General features: G+C 65.0%; 5 protein-coding genes. 2 read left to right on the top strand and 3 right to left on the bottom strand.

What is annotated here, in order from left to right; translation table 11 throughout:
• Positions 1 to 175 precede the first annotated feature (175 nt).
• Positions 176 to 2197 (bottom strand): tripartite tricarboxylate transporter permease, encoded by a 2022-nt coding sequence (locus OC159_RS16130; RefSeq protein WP_265502194.1) that lies wholly within the window; start codon positions 2195 to 2197, stop codon positions 176 to 178.
• 12 nt (positions 2198 to 2209) lie between these two features.
• Complete coding sequence (locus OC159_RS16125) at positions 2210 to 3172, bottom strand: tripartite tricarboxylate transporter substrate binding protein (RefSeq protein WP_265502193.1); 963 nt, start codon at positions 3170 to 3172, stop codon at positions 2210 to 2212.
• 173 nt (positions 3173 to 3345) lie between these two features.
• Between OC159_RS16125 and OC159_RS16120 the strand changes: the two genes are divergently transcribed.
• Positions 3346 to 4245 carry a LysR family transcriptional regulator gene (locus OC159_RS16120; protein ID WP_265502192.1) on the top strand — a complete coding sequence of 300 codons (900 nt, stop codon included), beginning with the start codon at positions 3346 to 3348 and terminating at the stop codon, positions 4243 to 4245.
• Here OC159_RS16120 and OC159_RS16115 read toward each other — a convergent pair.
• Positions 4242 to 5150 carry a LysR substrate-binding domain-containing protein gene (locus tag OC159_RS16115; RefSeq protein ID WP_265502191.1) on the bottom strand — a complete coding sequence of 303 codons (909 nt, stop codon included), beginning with the start codon at positions 5148 to 5150 and terminating at the stop codon, positions 4242 to 4244. The two genes, OC159_RS16120 and OC159_RS16115, sit on opposite strands and share 4 nt — an antisense overlap.
• Positions 5151 to 5328: 178 nt before the next feature.
• On the opposite strand from OC159_RS16115, the gene OC159_RS16110 reads away from it, so the two are divergent.
• On the top strand, positions 5329 to 6492 hold the full coding sequence (locus tag OC159_RS16110; protein ID WP_265502190.1) for a mandelate racemase/muconate lactonizing enzyme family protein: 1164 nt from the start codon (positions 5329 to 5331) through the stop codon (positions 6490 to 6492).
• The last annotated feature ends 120 nt before the right edge of the window (positions 6493 to 6612 follow it).

Here is a 6612-nt window from a genome sequence, read left to right as displayed (position 1 = left end):
CGAAGTCGTCGAAGCGAAGGTTCAGCCCATAGCGGCCGGCAGCGGCCTCGAGGACGCGGATGCCCTCGGGCATGACCTCCTTGCCGATCCCGTCGCCCGGGATGACGGCGATCCTTGCGTGGTTGGCGCTCATGTAGACCCCTTGTCGTATGGTCGCCGGTGCGACCGATGAAGCTTAGAAGAACAGCCCGGCGGGCATGCGTAGCAGCAGCAGCCTGGACATCAGCAGCCAGAAGGCGGCGACGACCACCGCAGCGATGATCGCCCGACGCAGCCAGACCGTGCTGCTCTGGCTTTCGTGTTCGGCAATGAACATCATCGCGATGAACCCCAACAGCGACGCGGCGCCCAATCCCAGCAGAGGGATCGCGAACACCCAAAGGCCGAAAACGACGGCCAGGAGGAACCGGCGCCGCCCGGACGCCGCGGCTTCGGGGGGTGCTGCGCGAACGCCGCGGCCGGCAAGGGCAAGGATCGCCAGCAGCGCCGACAGACCGATCAGCAGGACCGCGATGGCGCGCGGAAAGATAGAGCCCATCGGGCTTATTCCGACCGTATCCCGCAGCGCGATGAAGCCCAGGGCGACGAATATGAGACCGAGCACGATGGCACCCTGTTCCCTCACGCGGACGGCGGCGGCGCCGGTGGGGGCTGGTTCGACGGGGTGACTGTCGGCCTCGGCGGCGGCCTCTGTCAGCGGCAGTGCATTCCGGCGCCTTGCGCGCCATTCGGCATAGAACGGATAGCACAGCGACAGAAGCGCAGCGGCGATGATGCCGATGCTGATCGGGCGGCCGAAGTACATGCCCGCCAGGTTGCCCGTGGCGTTCCCGATCAGATAGGTCTGCACGAAGCCCTGTTCCGCGATCTGCCCCAGGACCAGGCCCAGGACGATGGGCGACGGCTGGAAGCCATAGCGGTTCAGGATCCACCCGATCACGCCCAGCACGAACATCACCTGCACGTCATGAACGTTCGAATGGATTGCGAAGGACCCGACGACGGTCAGGAAGGCGATGGTCGGCACCAGCAGCGCCTTGGGAAACGAGATGATCGAGCGATATGCATAGCGACCGATGAGCAGGCCGGCCGGCAGCATCAGGACCGTCGCGATCAAGAGGCCATAGATGAAGGTGTAGACGGTGTCGGCCTCGCTGGTGAACAGCTGCGGGCCGATCTTGATGCCCTGAACCAGAAGTGCGCCGAGGATGATCGCGTCGGGGGGCGTCCCCGGTATGCCCAGCACCAATGTCGGAATGAAGCCGCCCCCGACGGTGGCATTGTTCGCGGCCTCGGTCGCGATGACGCCGTCAGGTTCGCCCTTGCCGAAATTGGCCGAGCGTGGCGAGGCGCGGCGGGCCTCGGTATAGCTGACCAGGCCCGCGATCGAGCCGCCCGCGCCGGGCAGGATGCCGATCACCGTGCCCAGGATCGACGACCTGATGACGTTGAACTTCGACCGCCACGCGATCCCTGCCGCTTCCTTCAGGCGATAGCCCTGATCGTCGGCCAGCACCTTGAGATGCGCCGCCCGGGTGGCGACCAGATCGAGGATCACCGGAACGCAGTACAGACCGATCAGTGCCGAGACCACGTCGATCCCGCCCAGGAAGGCCGGCAGATCGCCCGTCAGACGCACGTCACCGCCGACGACCGCCACACCGACCATCGACAGCAGCAGCCCCAGGCAGGCGCCGATCAGGCCCTTCAGCGTGTTGCCGACCGAAAGCGCCGCGATCAGCGTCAGCCCGAAGACCGCAAGCCAGAAGTATTCGGGCGGACCGAAAGCCAGCGCCACCCGGGCCAGCGGAGGGGCAAGTGCCAGAAGGGCAAGCGCGCCCACCAGCCCGCCGCACACGGATGCCAGCGTCGCCAGCGTCACCGCCAGCCCGCCATCGCCCCTCTGCGCCATGGGATAGCCGTCGAAGGTCGTGGCGATCGACGACGGCGTTCCCGGCGTGTTCACGAGAATCGCCGCAAAGGCGCCGCCGTAGATCGCACCGGTATAGATCGCGCCAAGCGCGATCAGGCCGGAAGCAGGCTCCATGGCGAAGGTGAATGGAACCAGAACCGCCACCGCCATCGTGGCCGACAGGCCGGGCAAGGCGCCGATGATCGTGCCCAGCACCACGCCTGCCAAGGCAAGCCCCAGGTTCAGCGGCGTCAGCGCGTGCAGGAAATAGCCGAGAAGTTCCATTCACCCGCCCCCTCAGTCGCCGATGCCGAGCGCCTTCGCGCCTGCGGTGTATTCCTCCTTCATCTGGGCGACGAATTCCGGCATCTCCTCGTAGGGGATGTCGGTCAGGACGAAACCGCCTTCCTCCATCTTGCTGATGAAGTCGGGATCGGCGTTGATCTCGGACACGATGTCCGAAATGCGCTGCCGGATGTCCTCGGGCGTCGAGGCCGGAACCGCGATCCCCCGATAGGCGCCGCCCACGATGTCATAGCCCAGCTCCTTGAAGGTCGGCACATCCGGGAAGGCGGGCATGCGTTCCTCCGAGGCAACCGCCAGCATCCGCAGCGCATCCCCCTGCGCCATGGCAGAGGTCGCATAGTTGAACCCGCCCACGGTCTGATTACCCAGAACCGCCGTGATCGACGGACCCGTCCCCGAGAACGGCACGTAGGTCGTGGTGATGCCCGCGGCCTGGTCGAACTGCATCTGCCCGAGGTTATTCGCCGATTTCGAGCCCGATCCCGCCAGGGTGACCAGCCCGGGATTTGCCGTCGCATACTCGACCAGCTGGTCAAGCGTCTCGAACTCGCTGTCCGACGGCACGAAGATGGCGTTGGGCGTATAGTGGAAATAATGGACCGGCGTCAGCTCGTCGGTCTGATAGCCGGCATTGCCTTCCAGGGGCTGCAGGATCGTATGTGGCAGGTTGATGCCCATGACGGTATAGCCGTCGCCCGCAATGTCGTTGAGCTGCGACCAGGCCTGCGCCCCACCGGCGCCCGGCTGGTACTGGATGATGACATCCTGTCCGGTGTGCTTATTCCAGACGGACTGCTGGAACCGTGCGGCGATGTCGGACTCTCCGCCGGCATCGAAGGGCAGGATATAGGTCATCGCCTTTGTCGGAAATTCCTCGGCGGACTGGGCGGCGGCGGGCATGGCCGCAAGCAGCGCAAGCGCCGCCGTCGCGAAAAATGTCGTTCTGATCTTCATGGTTTCCTCCCTGACTGGCTGCGCATTCCGCGACCCCTCGGAACCGTTTGCCGACTGCGCAATGGACAGGCCTCTCCTCCAGAGCCCTTCGATCAGCTTAGCTACTGAATTTGACGCTGTGAATTTCCCCCGGTTCACTTCATTATTGAATTTTGGGAACGAATGGACGGCCTATGGCGGCGGACAGCGACATGTACTTCTTCGCGGTCGTGGCGCAGCGGAGCAGCCTTGCGGAAGCCGCGCTCGAACTGGGCATCACCGCCTCTGCCGCAAGCAGACGGCTTGCCAGGATCGAAGACCGGCTCGGTGCCAGGTTGGTCAACCGCACCACGCGCCGGCTGGCCTTGACCAGCGAAGGCGAAGCGTACCTGAAGGCCTCGCTGGACATCATGGATCGCATCACGGCGGCCGAGGAGGAGATCTCGGCCACCCGCAGCGCCCCGCGCGGCCCGTTGCGGGTGAATGCAACCTTCCAGTTCGGCAGAGAGCATGTGGCGCCGGCCCTGTCGGCCTTCACGGAACAGTACCCCGATGTGCAGGCGCAACTTGTCCTGACCGACGCGCCGCTGAACATCGTCGAAGAAGGCTTCGACCTTCAGATCCGCTTTGGTGAGCCGACCGCGACGCGCCACGTGATGGGCCTTCTCTTGCGAAACCGCCGGGTGCTCATCGCCTCGCCCCAGTACCTGCAACGCAGTGGTCGTCCGCGGCGCCTGTCGGATCTGGCCCAGCATCCCTGCATCGTCCTGCGACAGGAGCATGCGGCCTATGACGTCTGGCGCTTCGGCGAGACCGACAGCGTCCGCGTGACCAGTGGCCTGTCGAGCAACGATGGTGAGATCGCCGTGTCGTGGGTCCTGGAAGGCCGCGGCATCATGCTGCGGTCCGAATGGGACATCGCGCGGCATGTGAGGGCGGGCCGGCTCGAGGTGGTGCTGCCCCGCTATGCCATGCGCGCCGACATCATGGCCGTCTATCCCGAGCGGCTGAACCTGTCCGCCAAGGTGCGCATGTTCATCGATGTCCTGCGAAACCGCATCAAGGAGCGGACGCGCGACCTGCAGCTTCCCTAGCCCGCGGCGGCGGATGCCCGTGCGAGTTCCCAGAACCGTTCGGCCTTGTCAGGCATGCGGTCGCGGGGGCGGAACATGACGATTCCGACGTCGACATGCCAGTCGCTGGAGCCTGCAAGCGCAAGACGTCCGGTCGCACCAAGCTCGTCCCGCGCCAGGCTCTCGGGGATCCAGGCGACGCCCCTGCCCTCCAGCGCCATCGCCTTCAGCGCGATAGCAAGGTGCGAACTCATCACCGGGCGAAGGTACAGGTCACCTGCGCGATCAAGCAGCGCCCGGGACAGAATGCGGCCCATGCCGGAGCTTTTCTCGAAGGACAGATGCGGTACCGGAGCGTCCCTCCCACCCGGCAAGCGGTGCAGAGGCTGCCCCCCCCTTGTGCCGACGACTGGCACCAGAAGATCGCGGGCCAGCATGACGTGGTCGAACCGGTCGGGCGAAAGTCCCGCCGGGCTTGTCGGGTGGTGGTGGCAGAGCAGGAACTGCGCCCTGCCATTCAGCATGATGTCCTCGCATTGCTTCATGTTGTCGGACAGCAGCCGCATCGGCTGCCCCGAGGCAGCGGCCCCGAGGCTTCTGATCCAGGTAGGGAAGAAGCTGAACGACAGCGCATGGGTGGCCGCGAAGGTCAGCGTCGCAGCGGCGGCCCGCCCCTGATCCAGCTCGTTCCGCACACGCTCCAGCCGACGCGTCACGTCGGTGGCAGCCTCCAGCATCATCTGACCGGCCGCCGTCAGTGCGATCCGGTGGCCGCGTCGATCAAACAAGGACACCCCGCACCAGTGCTCGAGCGCACGAATCCGCCGGCCGAAGGCAGGCTGGGTGATGTTCCGTCGCTCCGCCGCCCGCGAGAAGTTGAGGGTTTCGGAAAGGACCCGCAGATCCTCGAGCCAGTTCGTGTCCATGGGTCTACATGCCTCTCCGGCACCAATCCTCCGGCTAATCGCGCCAGATTTCAAGCGTCTGTTATCGCCGGCTGCCCAACTCTATGCCGAATCGACATGATTGGCTGCGACATTGGCATTTGAAGACTGCACTGCGGCCGCCTTATCATCCCATGGAAGCAGCATCAGGAGCGACAGCATGCGCATCATCGACATTCGGGAAGTGACGCAGCCGATCGCCTCGCCGATCCGCAACGCCTATATCGACTTCACGAAGATGACGACCAGCCTGGTGGCGGTCGTCACCGACGTGGTGCGCGACGGGCGGCGCGTCGTCGGCTATGGCTTCAACTCCAACGGACGCTATGGCCAGGGCGGCTTGATCCGCGAGCGGTTCCGCGACCGGATACTGGAAGCCCGGCCCGAAAGCCTTCTGAACGACGCGGGCAGCAACTTCGACCCGCAGCGCATCTGGGCGGCGATGATGAGCAATGAAAAGCCCGGGGGGCATGGCGAACGCTCTGTCGCCGTGGGCACGATCGACATGGCGGTCTGGGACGCGGTAGCCAAGATCGAGGAAAAGCCGCTCTTCCGTCACCTTGCCGATCTCCATGGGCGCGAGGCCGAACCACGTGTCTTCGTCTATGCCGCGGGCGGCTACTACTACCCTGGAAAGGACAACACGGCCTTGCGAAGCGAGATGCGCAGCTATCTCGACCGCGGCTACACCGTGGTGAAGATGAAGATCGGCGGCGCCTCGCTGGACGAGGACCGCGCCCGAATCGAAGCCGTTCTTGATGAGATCGGGTCCGAGGCGAGGCTGGCCGTCGACGCGAACGGGCGCTTCGACCTGGAAACCGGGATCGCCTATGCCAAGATGCTGCGGAACTATCCGCTCTTCTGGTACGAAGAGATCGGCGATCCGCTGGACTATGCCCTGCAGGCGGCGATTTCAGAGTTCTATGACGCACCGATGGCAACGGGTGAGAACCTATTCTCGCATCAGGACGCCCGGAACCTGCTGCGGTACGGCGGCATGCGCGCGGACCGCGACTTCCTCCAGTTCGACTGCGCCCTGTCCTACGGGCTGGTCGAGTACCTCAGAACCTTGGACGTCCTGCGGCAGTTCGGCTGGTCTCCGCGACGCTGCATTCCGCACGGAGGGCATCAGATGTCCCTGAACATCGCGGCGGGCCTGGGTCTTGGCGGGAACGAGAGCTATCCGGACCTGTTCCAGCCCTATGGCGGCTTTCCCGACGGCGTTCAGGTGGAGGATGGCCACATCACGATGCCAGACCTGCCCGGGATCGGCTTCGAGGGCAAAAGCGACCTTGCGCAAGTGATGCGCTCGCTCGCAGAGTGACCGCGGCAAGAACTGTCCTGGCAAGGCGCTCTGCGCAAGTCCCGGTCGGCCTGATCTCGTTCGTCACGATATCCGTGTGAAGCTGCCGCAATGCCGTCAGGCTCGATTCCACGGCGGCAG

It is taken from the genome of Paracoccus beibuensis, from assembly GCF_026162625.1.
Lineage (GTDB): Bacteria > Pseudomonadota > Alphaproteobacteria > Rhodobacterales > Rhodobacteraceae > Paracoccus > Paracoccus beibuensis.
The sequence above is the reverse complement of the archived record's forward strand: the minus strand, read 5'-3'. Positions and strand labels throughout refer to the sequence as shown.

Coding starts and splice junctions, on each gene's coding strand:
- OC159_RS16130 (WP_265502194.1), bottom strand. CDS start 2,197: ATGGAACTTCTCGGCTATTTCCTGCACGCGCTGACGCCGCTGAACCTG.
- OC159_RS16125 (WP_265502193.1), bottom strand. CDS start 3,172: ATGAAGATCAGAACGACATTTTTCGCGACGGCGGCGCTTGCGCTGCTT.
- OC159_RS16120 (WP_265502192.1), top strand. CDS start 3,346: ATGGCGGCGGACAGCGACATGTACTTCTTCGCGGTCGTGGCGCAGCGG.
- OC159_RS16115 (WP_265502191.1), bottom strand. CDS start 5,150: ATGGACACGAACTGGCTCGAGGATCTGCGGGTCCTTTCCGAAACCCTC.
- OC159_RS16110 (WP_265502190.1), top strand. CDS start 5,329: ATGCGCATCATCGACATTCGGGAAGTGACGCAGCCGATCGCCTCGCCG.